The 24,594-nt window shown below is 67.2% G+C and carries 24 protein-coding genes; 15 read left to right on the top strand and 9 right to left on the bottom strand.

Annotation, left to right across the window (positions count from 1 at the left end):
• Nucleotides 1–301 precede the first annotated feature (301 nt).
• On the bottom strand, nt 302–1,852 hold the full coding sequence (locus tag ACSVDM_RS04260) for a hypothetical protein (RefSeq protein WP_439262961.1): 1,551 nt from the start codon (nt 1,850–1,852) through the stop codon (nt 302–304).
• A 1,643-nt stretch (nt 1,853–3,495) separates the two neighbouring features.
• Between ACSVDM_RS04260 and ACSVDM_RS04265 the strand changes: the two genes are divergently transcribed.
• Nucleotides 3,496–3,696, top strand: coding sequence for a hypothetical protein (locus ACSVDM_RS04265; protein WP_439262963.1), 201 nt, complete (start codon nt 3,496–3,498; stop codon nt 3,694–3,696).
• On the opposite strand, the gene ACSVDM_RS04270 is transcribed toward ACSVDM_RS04265, so the two are convergent.
• Complete coding sequence (locus tag ACSVDM_RS04270) at nt 3,669–4,259, bottom strand: GNAT family N-acetyltransferase (protein ID WP_439262965.1); 591 nt, start codon at nt 4,257–4,259, stop codon at nt 3,669–3,671. The genes ACSVDM_RS04265 and ACSVDM_RS04270 overlap by 28 nt on opposite strands.
• Nucleotides 4,256–5,065, bottom strand: coding sequence for a GntR family transcriptional regulator (locus tag ACSVDM_RS04275; RefSeq protein ID WP_439262967.1), 810 nt, complete (start codon nt 5,063–5,065; stop codon nt 4,256–4,258). The genes ACSVDM_RS04270 and ACSVDM_RS04275 overlap by 4 nt, the downstream gene beginning before the upstream one ends.
• A gap of 281 nt (nt 5,066–5,346) precedes the next feature.
• On the opposite strand from ACSVDM_RS04275, the gene ACSVDM_RS04280 reads away from it, so the two are divergent.
• Nucleotides 5,347–5,739, top strand: a complete 393-nt coding sequence (locus tag ACSVDM_RS04280) for a DUF4254 domain-containing protein (protein ID WP_357147272.1) — start codon at nt 5,347–5,349, stop codon at nt 5,737–5,739.
• A 4-nt stretch (nt 5,740–5,743) separates the two neighbouring features.
• On the opposite strand, the gene ACSVDM_RS04285 is transcribed toward ACSVDM_RS04280, so the two are convergent.
• Nucleotides 5,744–7,438, bottom strand: coding sequence for a nucleotide-binding protein (locus ACSVDM_RS04285; RefSeq protein WP_439262969.1), 1,695 nt, complete (start codon nt 7,436–7,438; stop codon nt 5,744–5,746).
• Between the two features lie 412 nt (nt 7,439–7,850).
• Here ACSVDM_RS04285 and ACSVDM_RS04290 point away from each other — a divergent pair, with 412 nt between their 5' ends.
• The 10 genes from ACSVDM_RS04290 to ACSVDM_RS04335 all read left to right on the top strand — a co-directional run bounded on the left by ACSVDM_RS04290 (nt 7,851) and on the right by ACSVDM_RS04335 (nt 15,646).
• Nucleotides 7,851–8,408 (top strand): hypothetical protein, encoded by a 558-nt coding sequence (locus ACSVDM_RS04290; RefSeq protein WP_439262971.1) that lies wholly within the window; start codon nt 7,851–7,853, stop codon nt 8,406–8,408.
• A 1,069-nt stretch (nt 8,409–9,477) separates the two neighbouring features.
• On the top strand, nt 9,478–9,699 hold the full coding sequence (gene infA, locus ACSVDM_RS04295) for a translation initiation factor IF-1 (RefSeq protein WP_003418601.1): 222 nt from the start codon (nt 9,478–9,480) through the stop codon (nt 9,697–9,699).
• A gap of 148 nt (nt 9,700–9,847) precedes the next feature.
• Nucleotides 9,848–9,961, top strand: a complete 114-nt coding sequence (gene rpmJ / locus ACSVDM_RS04300; RefSeq protein WP_011207363.1) for a 50S ribosomal protein L36 — start codon at nt 9,848–9,850, stop codon at nt 9,959–9,961.
• Between the two features lie 180 nt (nt 9,962–10,141).
• Nucleotides 10,142–10,513 (top strand): 30S ribosomal protein S13, encoded by a 372-nt coding sequence (gene rpsM, locus ACSVDM_RS04305; RefSeq protein WP_067491000.1) that lies wholly within the window; start codon nt 10,142–10,144, stop codon nt 10,511–10,513.
• Between the two features lie 9 nt (nt 10,514–10,522).
• Complete coding sequence (gene rpsK, locus ACSVDM_RS04310) at nt 10,523–10,936, top strand: 30S ribosomal protein S11 (RefSeq protein ID WP_019045110.1); 414 nt, start codon at nt 10,523–10,525, stop codon at nt 10,934–10,936.
• 22 nt (nt 10,937–10,958) lie between these two features.
• On the top strand, nt 10,959–11,564 hold the full coding sequence (rpsD, locus tag ACSVDM_RS04315; RefSeq protein WP_067490998.1) for a 30S ribosomal protein S4: 606 nt from the start codon (nt 10,959–10,961) through the stop codon (nt 11,562–11,564).
• Between the two features lie 91 nt (nt 11,565–11,655).
• Nucleotides 11,656–12,714, top strand: coding sequence for a DNA-directed RNA polymerase subunit alpha (locus ACSVDM_RS04320; protein WP_022567324.1), 1,059 nt, complete (start codon nt 11,656–11,658; stop codon nt 12,712–12,714).
• A 45-nt stretch (nt 12,715–12,759) separates the two neighbouring features.
• Complete coding sequence (gene rplQ, locus ACSVDM_RS04325; protein WP_357395322.1) at nt 12,760–13,266, top strand: 50S ribosomal protein L17; 507 nt, start codon at nt 12,760–12,762, stop codon at nt 13,264–13,266.
• A gap of 85 nt (nt 13,267–13,351) precedes the next feature.
• Nucleotides 13,352–14,191, top strand: coding sequence for a tRNA pseudouridine(38-40) synthase TruA (gene truA, locus ACSVDM_RS04330; RefSeq protein WP_067490994.1), 840 nt, complete (start codon nt 13,352–13,354; stop codon nt 14,189–14,191).
• Between the two features lie 204 nt (nt 14,192–14,395).
• Nucleotides 14,396–15,646: a cytochrome P450 gene (locus tag ACSVDM_RS04335; RefSeq protein ID WP_067490992.1), complete on the top strand. Its 1,251-nt coding sequence runs from the start codon at nt 14,396–14,398 to the stop codon at nt 15,644–15,646.
• A 7-nt stretch (nt 15,647–15,653) separates the two neighbouring features.
• On the opposite strand, the gene ACSVDM_RS04340 is transcribed toward ACSVDM_RS04335, so the two are convergent.
• Nucleotides 15,654–17,333: an acyl-CoA dehydrogenase family protein gene (locus ACSVDM_RS04340; protein WP_439262976.1), complete on the bottom strand. Its 1,680-nt coding sequence runs from the start codon at nt 17,331–17,333 to the stop codon at nt 15,654–15,656.
• Nucleotides 17,334–17,553: 220 nt separating this feature from the next.
• Nucleotides 17,554–17,889 carry a metal-sensitive transcriptional regulator gene (locus ACSVDM_RS04345; RefSeq protein ID WP_067641208.1) on the bottom strand — a complete coding sequence of 112 codons (336 nt, stop codon included), beginning with the start codon at nt 17,887–17,889 and terminating at the stop codon, nt 17,554–17,556.
• Nucleotides 17,890–18,018: 129 nt separating this feature from the next.
• On the opposite strand from ACSVDM_RS04345, the gene ACSVDM_RS04350 reads away from it, so the two are divergent.
• Entirely contained in the window at nt 18,019–18,831 is an 813-nt protein-coding gene (locus ACSVDM_RS04350) for an S-methyl-5'-thioadenosine phosphorylase (protein WP_439262979.1), read from the top strand.
• Nucleotides 18,832–18,848: 17 nt separating this feature from the next.
• Here ACSVDM_RS04350 and ACSVDM_RS04355 read toward each other — a convergent pair whose 3' ends face one another.
• Nucleotides 18,849–19,832, bottom strand: coding sequence for a GAF domain-containing protein (locus tag ACSVDM_RS04355; RefSeq protein ID WP_439262981.1), 984 nt, complete (start codon nt 19,830–19,832; stop codon nt 18,849–18,851).
• A 107-nt stretch (nt 19,833–19,939) separates the two neighbouring features.
• Here ACSVDM_RS04355 and ACSVDM_RS04360 point away from each other — a divergent pair, with 107 nt between their 5' ends.
• Nucleotides 19,940–20,482, top strand: a complete 543-nt coding sequence (locus ACSVDM_RS04360; RefSeq protein WP_356984966.1) for an NADPH-dependent FMN reductase — start codon at nt 19,940–19,942, stop codon at nt 20,480–20,482.
• On the opposite strand, the gene eccE is transcribed toward ACSVDM_RS04360, so the two are convergent.
• A complete protein-coding gene (eccE, locus tag ACSVDM_RS04365) occupies nt 20,470–22,119 on the bottom strand; it encodes a type VII secretion protein EccE (protein ID WP_439262983.1) in 1,650 nt (549 codons plus the stop codon). The genes ACSVDM_RS04360 and eccE overlap by 13 nt on opposite strands.
• 113 nt (nt 22,120–22,232) lie before the next feature.
• On the opposite strand from eccE, the gene eccB reads away from it, so the two are divergent.
• On the top strand, nt 22,233–23,711 hold the full coding sequence (eccB, locus tag ACSVDM_RS04370) for a type VII secretion protein EccB (RefSeq protein ID WP_439262985.1): 1,479 nt from the start codon (nt 22,233–22,235) through the stop codon (nt 23,709–23,711).
• On the opposite strand, the gene ACSVDM_RS04375 is transcribed toward eccB, so the two are convergent.
• The gene (locus ACSVDM_RS04375; RefSeq protein ID WP_439262987.1) at nt 23,708–24,463 is read right to left on the bottom strand and encodes a potassium channel family protein; all 756 of its coding nucleotides are present in this window, start codon (nt 24,461–24,463) and stop codon (nt 23,708–23,710) included. The two genes, eccB and ACSVDM_RS04375, sit on opposite strands and share 4 nt — an antisense overlap.
• Between the last annotated feature and the right edge of the window lie 131 nt (nt 24,464–24,594).

Here is a 24,594-nt window from a genome sequence, read left to right on the forward strand (position 1 = left end):
AACGTCGATTTCCGCGGACGAAGTCGTAACGCTGTGGATGACGACGCCGATCATGAAGCCCCCCGCTTCGTTCAGGCGTACCTCGTCAGGAAATACGGGTCGCCTTCACCTATGCGAAAACGACTGTGTCACAGCGATTTATGACGCGCAACCCCTGCGCACAATGCGCTCGACGCAGTCCCGCATTCTCCGGGCCGACCCGCCCCTAGGGGCCATTTTATTCACCGATCGAGTACTCGAGGTTTCGATCGAATTCATTCTCTGTACACATTTGTATCCGGCTCAGCCGAGAGGCAGCAGCCTAAATGGCTAGTTCCGTGTCAACCCAATACTTGGGCGCGGGGTCGAGTGTATGGGTCCACGCCCAGTCGCCGAATTGTGGTGTGGGCCACCAATATCTGTCGATGTCGACCTGCTCGATCCGTTCGCTGAGGAGCTTGCCGCTGTCCGGCTCGGAGACCGTGGCGCGGGCCCAGCCGTCGGTCCTGACCTCGTAAGCCGCGATCCGTTCGACCTCGCGGAGGTTTCGGGTTGTAGGTTCGGGATAGATCAGCCGTAGCTGCTGTCGCTGCAGGAGGCGATCGCCCACGCGGACAAACATATGTGCGGTGCAGATGCGTTTGTTGTCATCGAATATGTTGACGACGAATTTATTGTCGTTGCGACTCACTGTGATGAGAATCCGGGGATCGCTCAGCTCGCCGAGGATCACACCGTAAGTGGCACCTTCCTCGTCGCGTGCTCGAGCTTCGTAAGCCAAGATCAAGCCCTGCGGGCGGGCGTGCACATCGTCCCATGACAAGCAGTAGTGCACCGGCATGTCGCCATCGCTCGGCGGCTGGAACCGCTCCAGATCGCGGACCGATGTCCAATCGCCGAACGAGGGAACCGGCGTCCACAAACTCTCGACACGAGCACCACCGCCGGTGCTCTCCAGCCACTCGCGTTGGTCATCGAGCCAGGTCATACGGTGAGCAGTGCCATCCGGTTCGAAGTTGAACTGATCGACGAAACCGCCGTCGAGCGGATCGGTCGATTCACCGTTGTATCGATACTCGGTCATCCTTCGCAGGAACATCATGGCGGGGCTCGTCCGCTGGAACTCCCACCACACATGCGGTCGGCCGTGGTCGTCGAGTTTGCTGACGGAGAGTTCCTCCGCTGCCCAGTGCACATCGACGATGGCATCGGGGCGGGCGGCCTCGCCTAGTACCACGGTGTATGCGGTGCCGGTACGATCGAATTCTCGGGCTTCGGATTCGCTGAGGTAGTCGCGTGGTCGTCGAGCGTCATAGTCCCAGCTACGACAGTACGTGAGGACCGCGTGCGCGAGAATCTTGCGGCCGAGCTCTGCCGCCGTGCGGGCAAGGTTGTCGCCGTGGGGTTTCGGCCCGAACGGCCCACCGCGGCGCAATCGGCCGGCGAGTTCGACGAGCGCGTCGCCCACGTAGACGCCGAGTGAGCTCGGCACGACCACCGGAGCTACTTCGACGTCGTTTCTAGGCAACAGTTCTGCGATATCGGAGGCTTCGTCGGTGAGTTCGATCGGTTGCGGGTCGGTGGTGGTGCCCGAGCGCCTTCGCAGGTGTCGCGCGGGGTCTTGTACGAGCGGAAGAGCCGTGCGGGCGGGGCGGTCCTGCGCGAGTAGATACAGATCGACGGTCGCGCTGCGCCAATCCGCGTCCTCGGGAATTCGCCAGCCGTCGCGGCCGTCGGCGACAATATCGAGCCACCGGATCGCGGCGTCGCGCAGGCGTCCGAACCGGGTCGGGACAGGTTCACGCGCGGTACCGGTGACGACCGGACGCCGCCAGTCCGAGAGTGCGCGCAGCTCCGCCGCCATTTCGGTCACCTCGTCGCCCTTCTGTGCCTGCTCGCCGCTCGGTCCGAACGCAGCCCCCGGGTGCAGCCGTGCGGCGAGTTCGTCGAGCAGATCAGCGGCGACCGCGACCTCGGCTGGTGAGAGTAGGACTGCCTGCCGCACCTGATGCGCCACTTCGTCCGGTGTCGCACCCGAGACCTCGAACCGCTGCTCAGCGGGGCCGCGAATCGCCAGGTGCAATCGGCGCGCGGCTTCGGCGAATTGGTGATCGGACGCGGTCTCGTCATCGAGCAGGCCACACAGGTGCACCGCTGCCTCGCGCAGTTGTTCGTACTCTTCGAATGAATCCCCGTTCGCGGGGTCCACGCTGGTGATGAAAACCTCGGTCGGTGGCGTGAGATGGTCGACGGGGTCGAGGACGTTTGTTCGCGTTCCCTCGGAACGCAAGCGGTCCGGGGCTGTCGTCCACATTCTCGTCGGACCTGGATAGAAAGTTGGTCGACCGAAATATGTTTGCGCCAGGAGTTCCGCGGCGAGATCGCCCGCGACGATCCCGAGTTCGGAACGGACAGCGAGGAGCCCGTACGAAATACCCGGTCGCAACCGCGCGACGAGTTCTTTCAGCAATAGTCCCGCCGTGAACGCGGTCTTCGCGTTCAGCGCAACCATCGGCGGCTCGGTCGTCGAGTCGGCTTCGGCCGCCAGTAGGTTGCGCAGGTCGTTGGCTTCGTCGAAGAGCGTCCGGCCAGGGGTGGATCGGAGGAAGAACCCAGGATCGTCGCCGGGCTCGACGCCAGACGGCAGACGGTCGCGAACGACTAGAGCCAAACTCTCCACGGCCCGTACCGGTGCGCTCGATTCCCACGTGCCAGTCGGCGGCAACGTCCCGGCGCGCTGTGCGGCTTGTGTCGCGGCCAGCGAATTGATCACGTGAGTCACAGCATTGCGCAGATCGGGCTGCCGGACGAACGAGACGCGTGCGAGCCATTCGGCGCGCTGGGCAGGGTCGTGTACGGGCGGGGATGGTCGGCGTACGGTGGTCAGGTCGCTCAGAGTATCGGCAAGGTGTTCGGTGAAGTCGACCAATGCGAGGCCGCCGGTGCCCAACCCGAACGCCGCTCCGGGCCGAAGGCGTGCGGCGAGTTCCCGCAGCAGGTCCGCGACCAAAACCACTTGCAGGCCCGTCATCGATACGACGGCCCCCGCGACATCGTCGCGGTACATCTGGTTCGGGTCGCTCTCCAGTTCGACCGGCGAACCGTTGGGTGCCCAGCTCAACAGGTGACGCTCCGGGTCGGGTGCGGCGTCGTTGACCAGGGCTTGTGTGTACGTCACGCTGCCGCGGAACCTGTCGACCAGGGTTTTCACACCGGCCGTCAGCAGGTTTGGGTCCCCGCCGGATGCGGAGAAGGCGTCGACCAGTGCTGTCGCTGCATCCTCGAGTAGGACCGAGGGGGCTATTGAACGCAGGTCGTCGTCGGTCACGAGCAATGTCCCACTGTGGCTCCCACCCTCGAAATCCCGCCCTCGATCGGTCTCGATGCTACCCCCGAGGCCGCGCGCCCGAACACCCTCAGCCGACCCACACGTTCGGGAGCAGGCGTCAAGTGGTCAGTCGTGAAACATGCATTGCCTCAAGCGAAATCCGAGCCTGGACCGGCCGCATCGGTGGCGTGTCGCGCGCCCTCTACGACCCCGTACTCGGCGCCATGAAGAACCTGTCGGTGCAGACCTTGATCATGAGCGGTTCGCGCGACGAAGGAAAACTGATCGGCGACGTCCGTCCGAGCAAGATGCCTCCTGGTCGCGGCACCCTCGTCTCCCGCAGGCAGGGCGTCGAACTGGTTCACATCGCCGAGTTGCCCCCGCTATAGCCCTGTAAGGAGTACCGGCTCGGCGCCGTCCGAGCCGGGTGGGCCGGGACCACTCGGCGTTGAAACAGCGCGCGCGAGGGTCCGTGGGCGCCGGGCCCGGCGATCCTGGCCAGCTGGAAACCGGCCCGGCGGTAATAGTCGTGCAGGTCGGAGTTGGTTGTCCAGGCGTCCAGACGCACCCAGGCGCGGTCCGCGCGTTCGGCCAGCCGGTCGGCATGGTCGAGCAGGTGGCGGCCGACCTCGCGGCCCGCGAACCGGAGGTCGACGATCATGAAGTGCACCACCACCGACTCGGCCAGTTCCCACGGCGACCACAGGCCGGGATCGCTGCGCCGATTGACGGTGATCGTGCCCGCGGGCTCTCCGTCCACTTCGGCGACCCAGGTCTCGCCCGCGTCCAGTGCGCGACCGACCTCGCCCGCGAAGATCTCGATCGGACGGCCCTTGCCCGCCACCGTCCACTGATCCGAACCCCGCGCGGCCAGCCACGCCGTGCGCTGCACCCGCAGGCGGCAGATCAACGGCAGGTCACCCAGGGTGGCCTGCCGTAGCCGCACGCTCATGGCATAGCGACGGCGTGACCGGGTGCGATGCCGAGAGTGCGGGCGATGACGGCGGTCCCCGCCTCGTCGCCGAGTTGGTAGGCCAACCGGTTGCGGCCGGCCAGGGAGCGGTGACGGGTCGCCCGGGTGACCCGTTCGTGATTGGCTCCGATACGCAGATGATCCAGCAGTACGGTGCCGGTCGCGACGCCGAGCACCACTGCTTCCTCCGCGGTCGCGGGCCGGGCGACGACCGTGTCGCGGTGCGCGGTCTCGCCGTAGCCGCGGTCGGCCAGGCGCCGCGTGGTGCCCTCGGGGATGTCGTGCGGTGAGTCGATTCCGGCTGCCTCGGCGAGGTCGCGCGGATAGAAACTCACCTCCCACGACCACGGTTCGTTGTCGAGGTACTGCACCACCGTCCTGGCAAGCACCCAGGACGCCGGTGGCACGCCGAGCCAGTGCGCGACCTGGTCGTCGGCCGGTTCCATGCAGGTGCTGAATTCCTTGGCCGGTTGCCTGCTCGCCGCGCGCGCGATCTCCTCGAAGATGTCGTGCGCCGAGCGCGGACGATCACGCCGGATGTGGTCGGTGACCACAGATTCCAGCACTTCCTGGTTTCGAACGATGGTTCCGCGGGAAGTCGCTGTATAGACCAGGTTTTCGGCGACGAGCACCTGGATGGCGTTGCGCGCGGTGGTGATCGAGACCTGCATCTGCTCGGCCAGCTCGGAATGGCTGGGCAGCCGGTCGCCCGGTTTCCAGGTACCCGCGCGGATCTCCTCGCGGAGGAGGTTCGCGATCCGCAGATAGGTCGGACCGTCCGCCATCATGCTCCTCGGTAGGTCGTGCAGGTAACGAAGTGTACTCGTCTGGGTTACCTACGGCCGAGTAATGCTTGACAGTGAGCTTGCGAGGTTTATTGTAATGAACGTCCTGATCCGGTGCTGTGCGGCGACGACGGCGAGGCAACGTGGCTGGTGCGGAGAGTTCTACGGTTGTAATGGCTTTCCCCGACACATTGCGGTGTGTCGGCCCCGCAGGTCCGCACGCTGATACCGGTTTACTGCCCTTCTCCGACCTACTGGTCCGGGCATGTCGCGGTCACCGGGTGGTCGGCGGACCCCTGCTGTGGTTCGCGCGCGACCTCGCGGTGCTGCACGAGAAGCGGGTGGTCGGCCGTGGCGGTCGCGTCGAGACCGACGCCGTGGTGCTGCGTGAGATCGACTGCCGGCGAGCCGAATTGGTCCTCGCCATCGACGACTGGGTGCTGCGCGGCGTGCCGCAGCACCGCCTGGGCGCCACGCTGCACACCGAAACCATCGGCGCGGTCATCGACCGGTTGGCGGAGTCCTCGGTGCGCGCTCACCACGCGCTGATGACGCTGGACGCCAACGACGAACTGCTGCACAGCGCCTGGCACCACCTGGCCGAGTTGGCCGACGCCTACGACGATCTGGTGCGTGATGTGCTCGCCGGGCGGCGTCGGCTGCCCGAATGGTGACCGCTCAGCGGTAGCGGTTGTGTTCGGCGCCGAACTCGTCGGCGACCGTCGCGGCCAGCTCCACGTACGCGCGCTTGGTCGACTTGTGCAGGCGGTGCAGGTCGATCTCGGCGCCCTCGGACAGGTGCTCGTCGAACGGGATGATGTGCACGGCACGGCAGCGCGACAGGAAGTACTCGCGCAGCTGCTGCACGCCGACGTTCGGTGAACCCTCACGCGGCAGGTTGATCACAACCACCGCGTTGCGCACGAGGTGGTCGTGCCCGTGCAGCGACAGCCAGTCGAGCGTCGCGGCGGCGCTGCGGGCACCGTCGATGGCCGCCGACGAGATCAGCACCAGCGAATGCGCCAGGTCGAGCACGCCGTTCATCGCCGAGTGCATCAGGCCGGTGCCGCAGTCGGTGAGGATGATGTTGTAGAACCGCTGCAGAATGCGGGCGACGGCCCGGTACTCCTCGTCGTTGAACGACTCCGAGGCAGCCGGATCGCGCTCGCTGGCAAGCACTTCCAGCCTGCTCGAACTCTGCGAGGTGTGCCTGCGCACATCCGAGTAGCGTTCGATGGCCGGATCGAGCAGCAGGTCGCGCACGGTCGAGCGGGTCTGGATGGCCACGCGCTGGGACAGGGTGCCGAAGTCCGGGTTGGCGTCGACCGCGATCACCCGGTCACCACGGATCGACGCGAAGATCGACCCGAGACCGGTGGTGGTCGTCGTCTTGCCGACACCGCCCTTGAGTGAGAGCACCGCGATCCGGTAATCACCACGCACCGGCTGCCGGATACGGGCGACCAGCTCCTGCAGGCGCCGCTCCTCGGCCGACATTCCCGGGTTGATCGCGCCACCGGAAACATGGTGCACGGCCTTACGCCATCCACTGCCCGGCGCCTTCTTGACCCGCTTGACCGGCACATTGTCCAGTGACGGGGGCTGATAGCCGGGGTTACCCCAGCCGGGTTGACCGTAGGCGGGCTGCTGGTACTGCGGTGCAACGTTGTTCGGGGCGTGGTGCGGCTGCGCCGGTCCACTGTGCGGGGTGCCGTCCGGCGCGTGGAAGGGCTGAACCGGGGCACCGTTGGGTGCTTGGGACCAGGTGCCGTCCGGTGCCTGGAACTGCTGGGGCGCGGCCGCCTGGTACGGCTGTGCTGGTGCGCCATCGGGTGCGTGGAGCGGCCCTGGGTACGGCGGTGGCTGGGAGCCGTCGGGCGCCTGGTACGGCTGAACCGGCGCGGCGGTGCCCTGTGAATACTGCTGGGTCTGAGCAGCATTCGGGCCGGCCTGCGCGGCGTTCCCGTGGGGGTACGTGCCGTCAGGCTGCACTCGCATACCGTCAGGGCGGTACTGGGGGAGCCCATCGCTCTGGTACGGATGAGCGGGGCCCGCATCGGGTGCCTGCGGGTAGGCGCCGCCGATGGGCTGCTGTGCCGGATAGACAGTCGCACCACCGCTCTGTGCGGTCGGGTCGGGGACGGCCTGCTGCTCGGGTTCGGGCTGTGAGGGTGCGGTGTTCGGCGTCAGCTGATGACGTGGAGGTGTTCCCTCGGGGCGGGAATGCGGCGCAGGCTGTGCGAATTCACCTGAGCGGTAAGCAGTTTCAGACGGCCGGCCCTGCGCGACGGCGGCGCTGTCGCTGGGCGACACACCCTGCAGCCGTGGGTCGTCGGCCCGGAACATCTCGGTCTGCGCATCAGGTGCGTGCACGGAAGCGCCGTGCGACAGATCTCCGGGAATCGAATCGTATTGCGACGCAGAGAAAGCCGGTCCCTGCGATACCTCGCCGGACGCATAGGGCGAGACAGGCGCCGCCGAAGCCGCGACGTCACCGGAGCTGTACGGCGACCCCTGCGCGATCCCACCTTGCCCGGCCTGGGCTTGGTCGGCGCGGTCCTCGGTCTGTGTCGACGAAGGGCTCACCGAATATCCGGCGTCAGCCGACTCGGCGGCGACGGAAGCCGCCGATGCTCCAGTGGCCGGCCCGGATGTCGGTGTACCAGAAGTGTTGTGTGGCGCCGCTTCTGGATGCGCGTCCCGGGTCGACGGATCCGGCTGGCCGCCGGTGGACGGCCCAGGTTCGGCTACCTGGCGCGAAGGGGTCGAGAGCGCCTCGATCGGCGTGTCCGATGACAGCGGGTCGACGGGCGCCGAAACCGCTTCGGCACCCGATGCCTGCGGATGTGCGGGTGACTGCGACCAGACCGGAACGGCAGGCGGCGACAGCGAGTCCGCAGGGGAAGGTGACGACATCGGCACGGCGGGCGGTGCGAGCGGGTCGGCAGGTGCAGACGACGACACCGGAACGGCAGGCGGCGCCGGCGGATCGGCGGGGGTAGGCGACGACACCGGCACGGCGGGCGGTGCGAGCGGGTCGGCAGGTGCAGACGACGAGACCGGATCGGCGGGTGCCGGCGGGTCCGCGGGTGAAGGTGAGGACACCGGAGACGCCAGCGGGTCCGAGGGGGACGGCGTGGCGGGCGCGAGCAACCGTGGCGGCGCCTGGGTCGGGCGCGCCGGGGGATCGGGCAGCGGGGGAGGCGGCGGGAGGTCGGGCAGGCTGCGCTGGTTCGAGGGCCCGAGCGGCGTGAAGCCCTCGGACGGGGGAGCGGGGGTCCGCGTCGGGAGGGCCGCCGCGGCCTGCTCGGCAGGTGCCGGTGGCAGTGAAGGGCCCGAATGAGCCGGCGGAACGGCCGCATTCGGGATCGAGTGCGACGGCGAACTGGTGTGCGCAGGCGCGGCCGGGAACTGGGCCGGTGTAGAGGACTGCCCGGTGTTCCACGGGGAGAACGCATCCGGCCCGGTCTGCGGCGGCATGAGCCGGTCAGGTGCGCTCTGCTCCTGGGGCCGAGCGGCGCCGGCCGAGGACCGCGAGCCGGCGGCATGCTGGGCGGCGTCGCCAGTCGCGCCGGAGTCGAGCCTCGGTGGAGCGAGTGGGTCGGTGCCTTGCTCCCACGCGCCTGCCTGGGATTGCTGCGCGGAGTCGCCCGAGGCCGACCGCGGTGGCGGAGCGAGTGGGTTCGGGGCGCCCTGAGCCTGGGGCCAAGGCGCGCCGGTCGAGGCCGGTGGCCAGGGAGCGTCGGCGCCCTGAGTCGGTGCGGGCGCGCTCGATGTCGACTGATTCGGACCGGGCATCAGCGGGTTCGCGGTCGACGGCGCATGCGGATCGTGGAAAGCAGGGCCGGTGGCGCCGGTTACCTGGCTCGGCTGTTCGGGCTCGCGCTCCTTGCGGCGGCGGCCGCCCTTCTTCTCTTTGCGCGCGCTGTCGTCGCCGCGCAGGAACCGACGGCGCTTGGGTGCCTCGTCGATCGGTTCGTCCTGTGGCAGGTTCTCGACCGGTGCCTCGTACCCGACCTGGGTGACTTCGCTCTCCGACAGCCATGGCGGCAACATGGGGAGGCTGTCGTTGTTGCGGCTCACCGGTGCGCTCCGCTCACCAGGGTCCCCCGATCTGATCGACCCACTACTTGCGACGCCGGTGAGTTTACGCGACAACCCGATCGGCGTGGCGGGCGCCTCATGCCTGCCCGCATGCCCACCGTCGACGTCTCCATTGTGCGACGTGCGCCACGTTCAGGGTGTACCGTCGGGGTCTTTTTGCCTCAGCGCACACGGCCCGGTAAGCTTGAGCGGCGGTGCACCTAGGCGCCGACTGTTCGCGTGCAAACCCGGGAAGTTCGTCGGGCCTGTGGGTGAGCAGCTACGAGGTAATCCACTCAAGGTTGAGCATAACCGGGATCGCGGAGGATATGGCGAAGAAAGACGGGGCCATCGAGGTCGAGGGTCGAGTTGTCGAGCCGCTGCCCAATGCGATGTTCCGGATCGAGCTCGAGAACGGTCACAAGGTTCTCGCGCACATCAGCGGAAAGATGCGGCAGCACTACATTCGCATCCTTCCGGAAGACCGCGTGGTCGTCGAGCTCTCGCCGTACGACCTGTCCCGCGGCCGGATCGTCTACCGCTACAAGTGATGCCTGCCTGACGTCGCGAGCCCGAGGCCCGCGGCGTCACACGGTGTTCCGGCCCAGGTCGGAACGCGACAAGAGACTTCCCCAGTCGTCGGCTGGGGAAAAACTGTGTTCACAGACCCTTGTGAACCCACGAAAAGATTGGACGGACGTGAAGGTTCAGCCGAGCGTCAAGAAGATCTGCGAGAAGTGCAAGGTGATCCGCCGTCACGGTCGGGTCATGGTGATCTGCGACAACCTGCGCCACAAGCAGCGTCAGGGCTGAGCAAGCCTCACCGCCGGGCACCGATCGTCTGATCGGACTGACCGAAAAAGAAGAACTCCCAGCTCCAGCGCGTACGCACGTGTGCGCGCCAACCACCGGTACGGAGGCCGGTGCCCCCATTTGCAAAGACGGGGGGACGGACAGGGAGCAGACCTCCGCAACCATTAAGGAACCTGCCACATGGCACGTCTGATGGGCGTTGATCTCCCGCGCGAAAAGCGCATGGAGATCGCGCTGACCTACATTTTCGGAATCGGGCGCACCCGCGCCACCGAGATCCTGGCTCAGACCGGCGTCAGCCCGGACCTGCGCTCGAAGGATCTCAGCGACGACGACCTGAGCAAGCTGCGCGACTACATCGAAGCGTCGGAGTTCAAGGTCGAAGGTGACCTGCGCCGCGAGGTCCAGGCCGATATTCGCCGCAAGATCGAGATCGGCTGCTACCAGGGCATCCGCCACCGTCGTGGCCTGCCTGTGCGTGGTCAGCGCACCAAGACCAACGCGCGTACGCGCAAGGGTCCGAAGAAGACCGTCGCCGGCAAGAAGAAGTAGGGATAGCGTATGCCTCCGAAGAGCCGGGCCGCTGGCCCGAAGAAGACTCAGAAGTCGCGTCGCCGGGATAAGAAGAACATCCCGCACGGCCACGCGCACATCAAGAGCACGTTCAACAACACCATCGTCTCGATCACCGACCCCGAGGGCAATGTCATCTCGTGGGCGTCGTCGGGCCACGTCGGTTTCAAGGGTTCGCGTAAGAGCACCCCGTTCGCCGCGCAGCTCGCTGCCGAGAACGCTGCCCGCAAGGCGCAGGAGAACGGCGTCAAGAAGGTCGACGTGTTCGTGAAGGGCCCGGGTTCGGGCCGCGAGACCGCGATCCGTTCGCTTCAGGCCGCTGGCCTCGAGGTCGGCTCGATCTCCGATGTCACTCCTCAGCCGCACAACGGCTGCCGGCCGCCCAAGCGCCGTCGCGTCTAGCGGGAAAGGAAACAGCTAAAAAATGGCTCGTTATACAGGCCCCATCACCCGCAAGTCGCGTCGTCTGCGCGTCGACCTCGTCGGAGGCGACCAGGCGTTCGAGCGTCGTCCTTACCCGCCCGGCCAGCACGGCCGCGCGCGGATCAAGGAATCCGAGTACCTGATGCAGCTGCAGGAGAAGCAGAAGGCTCGCTTCTCCTACGGCGTCATGGAAAAGCAGTTCCGTCGCTACTACGAAGAGGCCAACCGCCTCAAGGGCAAGACCGGCGACAACCTGCTGCGTCTGCTCGAGTCGCGTCTGGACAACGTCGTGTACCGCGCCGGTCTGGCTCGTACCCGTCGTCAGGCCCGTCAGCTCGTCAGCCACGGCCACTTCCTGGTCAACGGCGTGAAGGTCGACGTGCCCAGCTACCAGGTCTCCCAGTACGACATCATCGATGTCCGGGAGAAGTCGCTGCCCACCCTGCCGTTCCAGGTGGCGCGTGAGACCGTCGGCGACCGTCAGGTTCCGGGCTGGCTGCAGGTCGTCCCCGGCCGCCTGCGCATCCTGGTGCACCAGCTCCCCGAGCGTGCCCAGATCGATGTGCCGCTGCAGGAACAGCTCATCGTCGAGTACTACTCGAAGTAAGCGCTTTTGGTGGGGGCCGTTCCTACGACGGCCCCCGCAATCACTGATTAGGCGTCAAATAGCGGACGCCCTGAACAGGAAGTAGATCCTCATGCTGATTTCCCAGCGTCCGACACTGACCGAAGAGGTTGTGGCGGAGAACCGCTCGAAGTTCACCATCGAACCCCTCGAGCCGGGCTTCGGTTACACCCTCGGCAACTCGCTGCGTCGTACCCTGCTGTCCTCCATCCCGGGGGCCGCGGTCACGAGCATCCGCATCGACGGTGTCCTGCACGAGTTCACCACCGTTCCCGGTGTGAAGGAAGACGTCACCGACATCATCCTGAACCTCAAGGGTCTGGTCGTGTCCTCCGAAGAGGACGAGCCGGTCACCATGTACGTGCGTAAGCAGGGCCCGGGCACCGTCACCGCCGGTGACATCGTCCCGCCGGCCGGCGTCGTCGTGCACAACCCGGACATGCACATCGCCACCCTGAACGACAAGGGCAAGCTCGAGATCGAGCTCGTCGTCGAGCGGGGCCGCGGTTACGTGCCCGCCGTGCAGAACAAGGCGACCGGCGCGGAAATCGGCCGGATCCCGGTGGATTCGATCTACTCCCCGGTGCTCAAGGTGACCTACAAGGTCGAGGCCACCCGTGTCGAGCAGCGCACCGACTTCGACCGTCTCATCCTCGACGTGGAGACCAAGAACTCCATCACGGCCCGGGACGCGCTGGCTTCGGCCGGTAAGACCCTGGTCGAGCTCTTCGGCCTGGCCCGTGAGCTCAACGTCGAAGCCGAGGGCATCGAGATCGGCCCCAGCCCGGCCGAGGCGGACCACATCGCCTCGTTCGGTCTGCCGATCGAGGACCTGGACCTCACCGTCCGGTCCTACAACTGCCTCAAGCGCGAGGGTGTGCACACGGTGGGCGAGCTCGTCGCCCGCACCGAGTCGGACCTGCTCGACATCCGCAACTTCGGCCAGAAGTCCATCGACGAGGTGAAGGTCAAGCTGCACGCGCTCGGCCTCTCGCTGAAGGACTCGCCCGCTTCGTTCGACCCGTCCTCCGTGGTGGGTTACGACGCGAGCACCGGCACCTGGAGCGATTCCGGCACCTTCAGTGACACCGACGGCGGCGAGCAGGACTACGCCGAGACCGAACAGCTCTAGGCCATCGGGGGGCACCCCGGCTGCGCCTTTCACAAGGAGAATCCAATGCCCAAGCCCAAGAAGGGTGCCCGCTTCGGCGGGTCGGCGTCGCACCAGAAGGCGATCTTCGCCAACCTGGCCACGGCGCTTTTCGAGCACGGTCGGATCACGACCACCGAGTCGAAGGCCAAGGCGGTCCGCCCCTACGCCGAGAAGCTCATCACCCGCGCGAAGGCCGGCACCCTTGCCGACCGTCGCGAGGTCATGAAGGTCATCCGCAACAAGGACATCGTGCACGCGCTGTTCGCGGAGATCGGCCCCTCGTTCGAGGGTCGCGAGGGTGGCTACACCCGCATCACCAAGGCGCTGCCGCGCAAGGGTGACAACGCGCCGATGGCCGTCATCGAGCTGGTCCGCGAGAAGACCGTGACCAACGAGGCCGACCGCGCCCGTCGCGTCGCCGCTTCGCAGAAGACCGAGGCGCCCGCCGCCGAGGCCACCGAAGCCGAGGCCGACGAGGTCGTCGAGGCTCCGGCCGCCGACGAGGCCGCTGAGGACAAGAAGGACGCCTGATTCTCAGGAGTTCGACCGAGCCCGTCACCCTTCGTGGGTGGCGGGCTCGTTCTTTTGGTCAGAGTTGGTGAGGCAGGGAGGTCCGATGGACGAGATCGAGCGGGAACGGTCGCGCGTGCGGCTCGGAATCAGTTACGACGGCACCGATTTCATCGGGTGGGCGCGTCAGCCCGGGTTGCGCACCGTGCAGGGCGTGCTGGAGGAATCGCTGTCGAAGGTGTTCCGTGAGCCGATCGTGCTCACCGTCGCCGGGCGAACCGACGCGGGCGTGCACGCCGAGGGCCAGGTGGCACATTTCGACACCACCGCCGAATTCGACGCCGACAAGCTGATGTACCGGATGGCCCGCTTCCTGCCCAAGGACGTCCGCATCACCGATATCCGCACGGCTCCACCGGAATTCGATGCCCGGTTCTCGGCGATGCGGCGCCACTACGCCTACCGCCTCACCACAGCCCCCTACGGTGCCGAACCGCTGCGCGCGCGCAGTGTGGTCGCCTGCAAGCCGGGTGTGGATCTGGAAGCCATGCGCGCCGCCTCCGGAAAGTTGTTGGGACTGCACAACTTCGCCGCCTTCTGCCGTCGCCGCGAGGGCGCGACTACCGTGCGCGAACTGCAGCGTTTCGACTGGGAGCGGGAGGGCGACCTGCTCACCGCGTACGTGAGCGCCGACGCGTTCTGCTGGTCGATGGTCCGCAGCCTGGTGGGCGCGGTGCTCGCTGTCGGCGAGGGACGCCGGACACCGGAGTGGGTCGCGTCGCTGCTGTCGGAAACGGAACGCTCCAGCTCCGTGACCGTCGCCCCCGCACACGGCCTGAGCCTGATCGCGGTCGACTATCCCGCCGACGCCGACCTGGCCGCCCGCAACGCCCAGACCCGCGAGACCCGGACCGTCCCCGCCGCCGAGGGCTGCTGCGGCGACTGACTGCCGAGCGGCCGATGTCTCCGTCACCGTCCTGACCGGCGGAGGTCACCGATCGAGCGTGACAAGGATCCTTGACCGGGGTGGCGCGAGCAACTCGGGAACTGGCGGGCGCGTAGGCATACGCGCTGGTAGGCTCTGGCCGGTTACGAGTCGAGCGGTCCGTCTGGACTACCATTGCGCCGCAGTCGATTTCAGGGAGTTATTGTGAATCCGCAGGACACGAATCAGGGTGCCATCCGCAACTCGCCGTTGTCCGCGGCGGTGCCCGAGCACCGGATTCCGCTCTACGACGAGGCGTTCGCGGCCGATCCGCACGGTGCCTACCGCCGGATGCGTGACGAGTACGAATCGCTGGTGCCGGTCGAGCTGTGGCCGGGTGTGCCCGCGACGCTGGTCATCAAATTCAGCACCGCCGTGCGGATTCTCAACGACCCCGCGAACTTCTCCGCTGACCCGAGGGCGTGGCAGGCGACCGTGCCACGCGACATCCCGATCATGCCGATGATCGAGTACCGGCCGAACGCGCTGCGTACCACCGGCAAAGGCCACACCCGCTACCGCGACGCCGTGAACGACGCGCTCGCCGGGATGGACCTCAATGTCATGCGCACCAGCGTGGAGCGATCGGCCATCCCGATCATCAACTCGTTCTGCACGGACGGGCACGCGGATGTGCTGCACCAGTACATCTTCCCGATGGTCTTCTCGGTGCTGTGCGAATTCCTCGGTTGCCCGCCCGAGATCGGCGCGGAAGTCGCCAGGGCCAATGCCGCGATGTTCGACGGCGTGGACACCGACAAGGTGAACACGATCATGACCAACGCCCTGCTCGACCTCACCGCGCTGAAGCGCTCGCAGCCGGGCGACGACATCACCACCCGCCTCGTCCAGCATCCGGCGCGGCTGACCGACGACGAGATGGTGCATCAGCTGGTGCTGATGTTCGCGGCAGGCGTCGAGCCGCCGATGAACCTCATCGCCAACACCCTGCTGCTGATGCTGACCGATCCCCGCTTCACCGGCGAAGGCAACTCGATGCCGTTGTCCACCAAGATGGCGATCGATGAGCGCCTCGCCACCGACCCGCCGATGGCGAACTACTGCATCACCTACCCGCGCCAGTCCGTGCCGATCGACGGCGTGCTGCTGCCCGCGCAGCAGCCGGTCATCATCAGCATGGCCGCCTGCAATACCGATCCGACGATCAACACCGGCGATTTCCTCGGCAACGGCTGGAACCTGGCGTTCAGCGCGGGCGAACACGCCTGCCCCGCGCATGCGCGCCCGTATGGCGTGCTGCTGGCACAGGACGTCATCGACCAGCTCTTCGATGTCCTCCCGGAGCTGAAGCTCGGAGTGGCCCAGGACGACCTGGTGTGGCGTCCCGGGCCATTTCACCGAGCGTTGTCAGCGTTGCCGGTCGTGTTCCCACGAACGGCGCCGCTGTCGCTGTAACGGCCTGTCAGCTGTTGATGCGGCTCTCCCACGCGCCGGGTAGATCGTCGAACAGCACCGGCGCGCCGAGGATCTCGTCGTCGAAGCCGAAGGAATCGAGCAGGGCCGGAACGTTGTCGGCGAGCGTGTCGATGGCGTCCCGCAGCTGCTGCTTGATGCCTTCCACAGCGGCAACGTCCAGGTAACCGCGGGTGAGGTACCACGCGGCATTCTGATCGAGGTAGTGCAGCGCGAAAACGTCACGCACGGCGGCGATTTCGGGCAGGTGCTCGTACCGGTGCAGCAGCTGCAACGCTTCCTCCGCGCTGTAGGCCTCGGCGAGTTCGAGCGCTTCCGGGATGACGGCGAGCCGATCCGCGAGGTCGCCTGATTCCAGGTGCCGCTGGGCTTCCTGCACGATCGTGAGCGTGCGCGCGGTGAACAGGCCGAGGCGGTCGGTGGTGACGGCGGGATCGTGCAGACCGGTCTGCGGCGGTACCTTGCCCGCGAGGTGCCTGGCCAGGACGCGACCGGCCACAGAGCCGAGCACATGGCAGTCGCCTTCGCCGGTGATGGCCGCGTGGCAGACGCCGATGTAGTCGGCGACCCGGTTGGCACTGAACATGCCCTGCGCACCCATCTTGATGCGGCAGTGGGTCACCGTGTCCAGGGCGTGCAGCTGGATGAAGTGCTTGGCCAGCATCACCGAGACGACGGTGTCGCGATCGGTGAGGTCGCTGTTGGCGAGGGAGGTCTTGACCGCGTTGCCGAAAATGGTGCGCGCGACCGTGCCTGCCAGATCGGTGAGCAGGGTGTTGCGCACATGCGGGATGTCGGCCATGACCGTCGTGGCGGTCGGCGTCAACGGCACCGCGCGCTTGGCGGCGTAGCGCAGCGCGATGTAGAGCGAGGCCCGCGCGGTGGCGTTCAGGCACGACGCGAGGGCCAGGCGACCGACCGTCAGCTGGCTGATCGCGGAGGCGAACGAGCGGCGCTGGCTGTCCTCGTCGTTCCAGGTCAGGACACCGTTGTCGTCGATGGTCGCCAGGTTTCCACCCAGCCAGGCGCTGCGGTCGACGCGGAGATTGTCGAAGCTGATGACCGAGTTGTCCATGATGACCAGCGGCTGCCGGTCGAGCTGGGTGATCGTGACACCGGGTGCGGCCGTGCCGTCGGCCACCCGCAGACGCGCGGTGAACAGGTGCACGCCCTGATCGACACCCGCCGCGTCGATGAAGCGGGCACCCACGACGCACACGCGCGAGACCGGGATACCGACGCTCGGCATGAACTTGCGGGCCCGCGGGTTCGGGGTGTTGATGACGAACCCGCCGTCTTCCCAGGTCGCCGTGGTCTGCATGAAGCCGATGTTGGAGCCGCAACCGTACTCGGTGAGCAGCATGACACCGATCGCGGTGGCGTCGTCGAGGTCGTGCAGGTACGGCGCCGCCGAGTCCGAGTCGGTGAGCGTGGACAGCGAGCCCGACGCCAGGTTGAAGTGGCCCGAGATCAACGGGATGAGGTCGGTCGCCAGCACCGCGGACCAGTCGAACAACGCGAACAATTGGGGGAGGTTGGTCGCGACATCGCTGGCCTTGCCGAGTTCCTTGACCAGGTCACGCAGCTGGGCGTAGGCGTTCTCGCGCCGCTGCGCTTGGCCCTGGTGCACGGTGATGGCGTAGTCGGGGTCGATCAGCAGTTGCTGCAACCGTTCCTGAAAATCTCGCTCACCATGGCGGAGAAGTTCCGAAAGAGGGGTGTCTGCCGTGTTGCTTTGCGCCGTCATCATCGATCCTGCTCTCACGTGGGCGCCACGACGAACAGGTTCACGGCGCCCCTGAATACCGAAAATGCATTGTTGCACAGCGGATTACGCCAATTCTGTGAATCGTCACTTCACAACAGTCGGTGCAGGCAGACGCGGTCTTTCAGGATCGGACGAGTCGCGCGATGGCGTCGGTGGCTTCCTTGATCTTCGCCTCGGCCTCGGGTCCGCCCGCGACGGCGGCGTCGACGACGCAGTGGCTGATGTGGTCTTCGAGCAGCCCCATCGCGACCGCCTGTAGGGCCTTGGTCATCGCCGAGACCTGGGTGAGGATGTCGATGCAGTACTTCTCCTCCTCGACCATGCGCTGCAGGCCGCGGGCCTGGCCCTCGATGCGGCGCAGGCGCTTGAGGTAGTCGTCCTTGGCGGTGATGTAGCCGTGGCCGTGGTGGCCGGCGTGCTCGTCGGCGGGCGCGGTGTCGGGGGTGGGTGTGGTCACCGTGATCTCCTCGTGCGTCGGGCCCGCATACTGCGAGCTGATACCCCCCTAGGGTACAGTTTCGCGAGGGAATTGTCAGATGTGGTCCCGGTGCTCCTCGAGACCGGGCCGGACGGGAGAATCAGCGGTATGAGTTCGCATCCCCGGCCCGCCCTCGCCGTCATCGGCGGCAGCGGTTTCTATGACTTCTTCGACAACGACGCGGTGCACGTCGACGTCGACACACCGTACGGCACGCCGAGCGCCCCGGTCGCGATCGGCGAGGTGGAAGGCCGCCACGTCGCCTTCCTCCCGCGCCACGGCAAGCAGCACGAATACGCTCCGCACACGCTGCCCTACCGGGCCAATATGTGGGCGCTGCGCTCGCTCGGTGTGCGCCGGGTGTTCGCGCCGTGCGCCGTCGGTAGCCTGCGCGCCGACTGGGGGCCGGGGACCGTCGCGGTACCGGATCAGCTCGTCGACCGGACCTCGGGCCGTCCGCAGACCTACTTCGACGGCGGCGGTATCCACGTCTCCTTCGCCGACCCCTACTGCGACGACCTGCGCGGCGCGGCGGTGAAGGCGGCCGGTGCAGGCCAGTTGCGCGTCGAACCCTCGGGCACGATGGTCGTGGTGCAGGGCCCGCGCTTCTCGACAAGGGCCGAGAGCCGCTGGTTCGCCGGGCAGGGCTGGGACCTGGTCAATATGACCGGCCACCCCGAGGCCGTCCTGGCTCGGGAACTCGAAATGTGCTACGCCGCAGTGGCTCTGGTCACCGATCTGGACGCGGGCCTGGAGGAGGGGCAGGGCGTGCACGCGGTCGACGTGTTCGCGGAGTTCAAGAAGAACCTCGGCCCGTTCAAGGAGCTCATGCGCAGCGCCGTGGCGGCCGTCGACGGCACCGACACCTGCGAGCGCTGCCAGGTGCACGCCGGGGTGTCACTGCCCTTCGAACTGCCCTGAGAACAACCGGCTCAGCCTTAGAACTGCCCGGGGGTGAGCCGCACCTGAGCCAGGACGAACAACGGCGTGCCGTCACCCGGCGCGCCGGGTAGGGGTGACACCTCGACGTCGGCCACCAGCCACTCACCCGACTCGGTGGCAAGCCGCAGCCCCGGCAGTGTCGCGTTCGTCGCCCCCGCCAGAATCTGCTCGCGCACCTCGAGGATCCTGACCCGGTCCTCGGGGTGCGGGATGTCGCGGTCGTCGACTCGGTGCCAGCGCACTCCGGGCAGCGGCTCGGTGACCCACCGCACCGGACGCGCCTGCACGGTGTCGATGATGGCCAGATACAGCCCGGGCTGGGTGTCGCGCAGCAATTCGAGGGTGGTCGCCTCGAGTGATTTCGGTTGTGGCGCAATGCTGTCGGTGACGTCGATCGACACACCACGCCACTGGAACCGGTCGTCGGTCTCGTTGCGGGTGGCGATCAGCATTGATCGAGGCCCGATCCCGGAACGTATGGTGGCGATTCCCGACCAGCGACTGCCCGGTTCCGAACGGTTCAGCGCGGCAACGAGATCGAGCGCGGCGTCGAAGCGTTCCACCAGCTGGTACGGCTCGGCGCCACGGTATTCCCTCGGTTCGGCACCGAAATGGGCGCCGAGGCCGCCGGGCCTGCTGCTCACCCGGCGGGTGCGCGCATCGATCCGGAACGGCGAGACACCGAGCTCCTCGGTGGGCGCCTGCCTGCCCACCCACACCTTCACCGCATGTGGCGCCGAGCCCGGCCACACCACGGGGACCGCGCGAAAGCGGTGCTCCGACCACGGTTTCCGCGATTTCGGCAGCACCTTGTCGACCGGTTCGCCCGAGTCGTAAGCGGCCACGACCAAGGGCCGCAACTGCGCCGAGATCGCCCGCTCGTAGGACGTCCACTCGCGCGGCGTCGTGCCCGAAGTGAGCATCGACCAGGTATGCGCTTCCCCCAGTGTTTCCACCAACTGCCAGCGGTCGAGAATCATGAGCGTCCCCCTTCGTCACACGTCGCCGGAACATGAACGAACGGTGACCATCGTGCCTGATCCGCCCGCTCGCATCGGCGCCGGGGCAGCATCGATAGGCTCAGGGTATGGATGAACCACTGCGGTTGGAGGTCATCGTCGCCAGCACCCGGCCCGGCCGGTTCGCGCCCGTGGTGGCCGACTGGTTCCTCGGGGCGCTGGCCGACCGGCCGGAATTCGAGGTGGGGGTGCTGGATCTGATCGACCACCCGATGCCGACCGAGCTCACCGAAACCCCGCAGGTCGCGGCATTCCGGGAACGTCTCGGCGCCGCCGACGCCTTCGTGGTCGTCACCTCCGAGTACAACCACGGCTATCCGGCCTCGCTCAAGGCCGCGCTCGACAGCGCCAAACACGAATGGCGGGCCAAGCCCATCGGTTTCGTGTCCTACGGCGGGCTGTCGGGTGGATTGCGCGCGGTCGAGCAGTTGCGGCAGGTCGTCGCCGAACTGCACATGGTCTCGGTGCGCGAATCGGTGAGCTTCGCCCAGGCCAAACGGCACTTCGACCCCACCGACGGCGCGGCGGTCGACGCCCGCGAGCGGATGCTTCGCCAATTGGCCTGGTGGGGAACGGTGCTGCGGGAAGCGCGGCCGACCTATCCCGGCTGAGACGCCATCGCCCGCTGACCGCGCGGCTGACCGATGTAGGTCGACTCGCGCGGAATGGAGACCAGCGTGAGGTTCACCCTTGTCGTACCCGTCCGCAGCACCACCCGGTTGCCGACCGCGCCCGGTTGGTAGATCTCCAGATCGGGGCGGGAGGCGGGCCAGCCGTTGGGGTCGGCGGTGAGGTAGATCGTGGTGACACCGGCGTGCGGGGCAGGCGCGAGCACACCGTCGACGATGGTCGCGGTGAATCCCGCGTCGGACTGGTGTGTTTCGACCGCGATGGTCAACCGCTCGGGGTTGCCGACGGTGGTCACCAGCTGCTCCCAGGCCTGAGCGCGATCGGTGCGGATCAGCACCCGCTCGCCGACGGCGAGCGCACGGAACACCAACTGCTGGGCCAGGTACAGCTCACCGGCGACGTAGACGGTGGAGATACCGGCGCCGATGATGCGCGTCGCCACACCGTTGCCCTCCTCGTCGGAACCGAGCAGCTGCCCGCACCCGGCCGAGGGCAGGTGCAGCGCGCCGATGACGTCGATCGGGTACTCGGTGGTCGGTACCGTGTCGTCGACGCCGGGCACCGCGATCGGCAGGTGCGCGAGCAGTGCGTCGCGGTGGCGCCCGTTCATCGAGATCATGCCCTTGGTCTTGGCCTTCTCGGGCAGTTCGCGCGCGGTCAGGCGCCAAGCCGCGCCCACGCTCACCGATTCGGCGTCACTACCCGGGCGCAGCCGCACGGCGACAGTCGTGCCGCGCGACGGCGCGACCCACAGCTGGGCGAGCAGGTCCGAGCCGAGCTGCGCGGGGTCGACCGCGCTGCCGATATTGACCGCGTTGCCGATCTCGGCGTACTTCCAGCGTTGGGTGAGCGTGCGCGGATCGAGCCCGACGGTGATCTGCTGCACGGCTTTCCGGATTTCGGGGGCGGTGAGGATGCGGGCGTTGCAGTCGGCGTCTTCCAGCGTGCGCATGATGCGCTGGGTGGCGATGGTGACCGCACGGGACGCGCCTTCGGTGCCGCCGCCGCGTCGTGCCGCGGCCTCGGGGCACTGCACCGCGTCGAAGCTGATCGCCAGCCACACCGTGCGATGCGCGGTGGCGGGCAGCGGGCCGAGCAGCGACTCGTAGATCGCGCCCGCGGGTGTGCCGGAGCGGCTGCGGTGGCCGTGGCTGATGATGTCGATGCCGCTGAGCAGGATGTCGTGCTGGGTGAGGCAGGCGGCGAGTTCGGGCAGCGGGAGCAGGTGGGAGGCGTGCACGGCGGTGCGCGCGATCCGGGTGAGTCCGCCCTTGGGCGGCAGGACCTCGACCACGGTGACCACCCGGCTGCCGTCCCAGTACAGCCCGAGCGAACGGCCGTCGGCGCCACGGAAATCCACGGTGTCACCGAGGGTGTAATCCCGCTTGCTCGCGTAACCGCGGATGGTGGCGAGCCAGTCGAGGATCGTGCGCTTGCCGATCGGGATCAGCGGAACGAGCATCACCGCCACCGCCACCCCGAGCGACGGCAACGCGCCGAGGCCGACCACCAGCGCGACGAGCCCCGCGACGAGACCGAGGACCTGCGCGATGAGCAGATGCGGCAGCGAAATCCGACCGAACAGCGGACGCGGACCCGCACCGGTGAAGTCGGCCATTCGTTCCTCCCCCAAGTACCCGATTACCGATCGACCGATGGCCGAATGCGAACAAGTGCTGCCGGGAACTGTACTGTGTTGCCCGGACAAGAGCACTGTTCGGGGGAGGAACCATGCCTTCAAAACCCACTACGCGCTGGCAGGTCAGCGGTTACCGCTTCCTGGTGCGGCGGATGGAGCACGCCCTTGTACGGCGCGACGTGCGCATGCTGCACGATCCGATGCGCGCCCAAACCCGTGCCTACGTGGTCGGATTGGTTCTCGGCATCGTCGTTCTCGCCGGTTGCGGCGTGCTCGCCCTGCTCAAGCCGCAGGACAAGATCGGCGACAACAAGATCCTGATCGGTAAGGAATCCGGCGGCGTCTACGTGGTGATCGACAATGTCGTCCACCCCGCGCTCAACCTCGCCTCCGCCCGCCTGGCCGCGGGTGAGGCGGCCAAAGCGGTGATCGTCAAGGAGTCCGAACTCGGCAAGAAGCCGCGCGGTCAGCTCGTCGGCATCCCCGGCGCCCCCTCGTCGATCCAGTACGACAAGGACGGCAAGGGCAGGCCCTGGTCGGTGTGCGACCGGCTCAAGGCCGACGGCAGCACCGACCTCACCACCTCCGTCCTCGCGGGCGCCCCCGAACTCGGCGACAAGGCGTCCAAGGTGGAGACCGGTAAGGCGATGCTCGTCAAGGGCAAGGACGCCACCTACCTGATCTACGACGGCAAGCGGGCCCGCGTGAATCTCAGCGATCGGCCGGTGGTCAATGCCTTGGGAATCGTGGATGCGGAGCCGCGGCCCATCAGCGAGGGATTGCTGAATGCGATTCCCGAAGTGCTGCCGATCGTTTCGCCGGTTGTTACCAATCCTGGTGGAACCCCGCCCTACGCGGTGAGCGGCCACCGCATCGGTGATGTCGTCCAGGTTTTCAACGAACCCAATCAGAACTACGTGGTTCTCGCCAACGGCTTGCAGCCGGTGTCACAACTGACCGCGCAGATTCTCCGTAACACCTACGACACCACGATGACCGGCACCACCATTCAGGCGACCGAGGCTACATACGCGGACCGGACAAACGAACTGAATGTGCAGAACTATCCGGCCGAGCGGCCGACCTTGATCACCGCCAAGGATCGGCCGGTCAGCTGCATCTCGTGGAAGCCGATCGCCGGTGCCACAGACAACGACGACAGCACTGCCCGCGCCGAACTGACCCTGCTCACCGGCATCGACATGCCGATCCCGAACAAAGCCAAACTCGTCGACCTGGCCCAAGCCGACGGTGCGGGTCCTAACGCCGACTCCGTCTACATCCCGCCGGGCGTCGGCGCCTACGTGCAGTCCACCGGCATCGAGCCCGACAGCCGCCGCAAGGACAGCCTGTTCTACATCGCCGACACCGGCGTGCGCTTCGGCATCAAGAACGCCGAAGCGGTGAAGGCGCTCGGCCTCGAGAACGTCACTGCCGAACCGGCGCCCTGGGCGATCATCGGGCTGCTCGCCGGCGGCCCGAGCCTCGGCCGCGAGGACGCGATGGTCGCGCACGACGGTGTGTCGCCCGATCCCTCACCCGCGAAACAGCCTGTCGCGTCGGTGAATTAGCCGCCAGGGGTTTGTCGGTCGGTGGTCAGCTCGGCCACCTCGGCGCGCAGCGAACGCACCTCCTCTACTAGTTCGGCGAGGGTTCGTTCGGTGCGGTCGGCGGCCTCGTCGACGGTTTTGAGCTGCTCGACCACCCAGCTGGTCATGGTGCCGATGGCGAAGGAGATCAGGCCGATGCCGAGCGTCATCAGGACCAGCGACACCAGGCGGCCCTCGGGCGTCACCGGGTAGACGTCGCCGTAGCCGACGGTGGTCACCGAGACCGCCGACCACCACAGTGCGTCGGCGAAGGTCTTGATCTTGCTGTCCGGTGCGCCGTACTCGGCGTCGAAGAACGCCAGGCTGCACAGCAGCAGGATGAGCAGCGAGCTCGTCGCGACGAAGGTCATCAGCCGGGTGCGCGGTTTGGTCGCGCGATTGAGGCTGTCGAGCAGCAGTAGTGCCACGCGCAGCAGTCGCAGCGGCCGGAACGGTGGGACCAGGACTACGAGCAGGTCGAGCGGGTGTTTGCGGACGAATCGGCCACGGTCGGTCGAGAGGTACAGCCGAACCGCGAAGTCGATCGCGAATGCCGCCCATATCGCGATATCGGCCCAGATGAGCGTGATATCGAGGGTGGGGGAGGCCTGGGTGTCGAGCACCCGCCAGGCGTAGATGAGCAGGAACGCGATCGCGAGCATCATCAACGGCAGGTTGGTGCGCTGCTCCCAGCGTTGCCGCCGGGTGAGCGGGTGCTCGGTCGTCGTTGTCATCGCTACCTGCTTCGCTGGACTACACGTCTGAGCAGGACAGTAGCGCGCCCGGCGCACCGGCGAGGACAGTGCTGGACCGACGAAAAAGGGGCTGCCTGCCCGCCGGTCGAATCCCGTTGGGAGGCAGCCCC

This window comes from Nocardia sp. JW2 (assembly GCF_051843015.1).
Taxonomy (GTDB): Bacteria; Actinomycetota; Actinomycetes; order Mycobacteriales; family Mycobacteriaceae; genus Nocardia; species Nocardia coubleae.